Here is a 1,260-nt window from a genome sequence, read left to right on the forward strand (position 1 = left end):
CCGCAAGATCGGTCTCACGTCAAAGGCGGTCCAGGCGCAGCTTGGGGTCGATCAGCCTGATTTCGGCGTGCTCTTTGATGACATGAGGGTGGCGAATGGCGGCGTGCTATCGGCCAGGAAGACCATCCAGCCGAAAGCAGAGGCGGAAGTTGCGCTCATCTTGGCTCATGAGCTCCATGACGCTAACGCGTCAGTGGAGACGGTGGCGGCTGCCGTGGGATACGTCGTGACGGCGATCGAAATCGTCGATAGCCGCATTGRGAWCTGGAAGATCACCTTCGCGGACACGGTTGCCGATAACGGCTCTTCCGGATTTTTCGTTCTCGGCGCCGAGCGTAGGCCACTAACCGGGCTAGATCTCTATACTTGCGGAATGGCGCTGGAAGTGAATAGCGCCGTGGTCTCAATCGGTGCCGGCGCGGCCTGTCTCGGGCACCCCCTCAATGCTGCCGCGTGGCTGACCCGCACGCTCTCTGCTCGTGGCGAAGTTCTCCGCGCCGGCGACGTTGTGCTGACCGGTGCTCTGGGACCAATGGTCACTCTCCAGGCAGGCGACGAGGTAGTTGCTAAGGTCGGCGGCCTGGGTGAAGCCCGGTTCAGGTACGAGAAGGACGGCTAATGGCCGGGGTCAAGACGGCAATCATCGGCTCAGGCAATATTGGCACCGACCTGATGATCAAGATCATGCGTCACTCGAACAGACTGGAGATGTCGGCGCTTGTCGGGGTCGATCCCGCGTCCGATGGGCTTGCCCGGGCCAAACGCCTTGGTGTGGCGACGACCCACGAAGGCATTGAGGGCTTGCAAAGGCTCGATGTGTGGCCCGACATTGGGATCGTGTTCGACGCTACGTCTGCTGCTGCTCATCAAAGGCACAGCGCGGTCGTAACCGGCGCCGGTAAAGTTATGATCGACCTGACGCCGGCTGCAATCGGGCCCTACGTCATTCCGGTGGTCAATGGCGGAACCCATCTTGATGCGCCAAATGTGAACATGGTGACGTGCGGTGGTCAGGCGACGATTCCGATCGTGGCGGCGGTGTCCTCGGTCGCGAAGGTCCACTACGCGGAGATCGTCGCATCCATTTCCTCGAAGTCGGCTGGGCCCGGCACTCGGGCAAATATAGATGAGTTTACCGAGACTACGGCACGCGCTATCGAAATGGTTGGTGGCGCTTCCCAAGGAAAGGCCATCATCGTCCTCAATCCGGCCGAGCCGCCGCTCCTTATGCGCGACACCGTCTTTACGCTCTCGTCCGGG

2 protein-coding genes are annotated in these 1,260 nt (G+C 61.0%); both read left to right on the forward strand.

Features of this window, described 5'->3' with window-relative positions; all coding sequences use genetic code 11:
* Window positions 1-619, forward strand: a 619-nt coding sequence (locus tag ORS3428_RS08670; RefSeq protein WP_071096476.1) for a 2-keto-4-pentenoate hydratase, incomplete at its 5' end; no start/stop codon positions are given.
* Window positions 619-1,260, forward strand: a 642-nt coding sequence (locus ORS3428_RS08675) for an acetaldehyde dehydrogenase (acetylating) (protein ID WP_071096478.1), incomplete at its 3' end; no start/stop codon positions are given. The genes ORS3428_RS08670 and ORS3428_RS08675, both read left to right, overlap by 1 nt.

Origin of the sequence: Mesorhizobium sp. ORS 3428 (assembly GCF_001854785.1) — a bacterium.
Classification (GTDB): domain Bacteria; phylum Pseudomonadota; class Alphaproteobacteria; order Rhizobiales; family Rhizobiaceae; genus Mesorhizobium.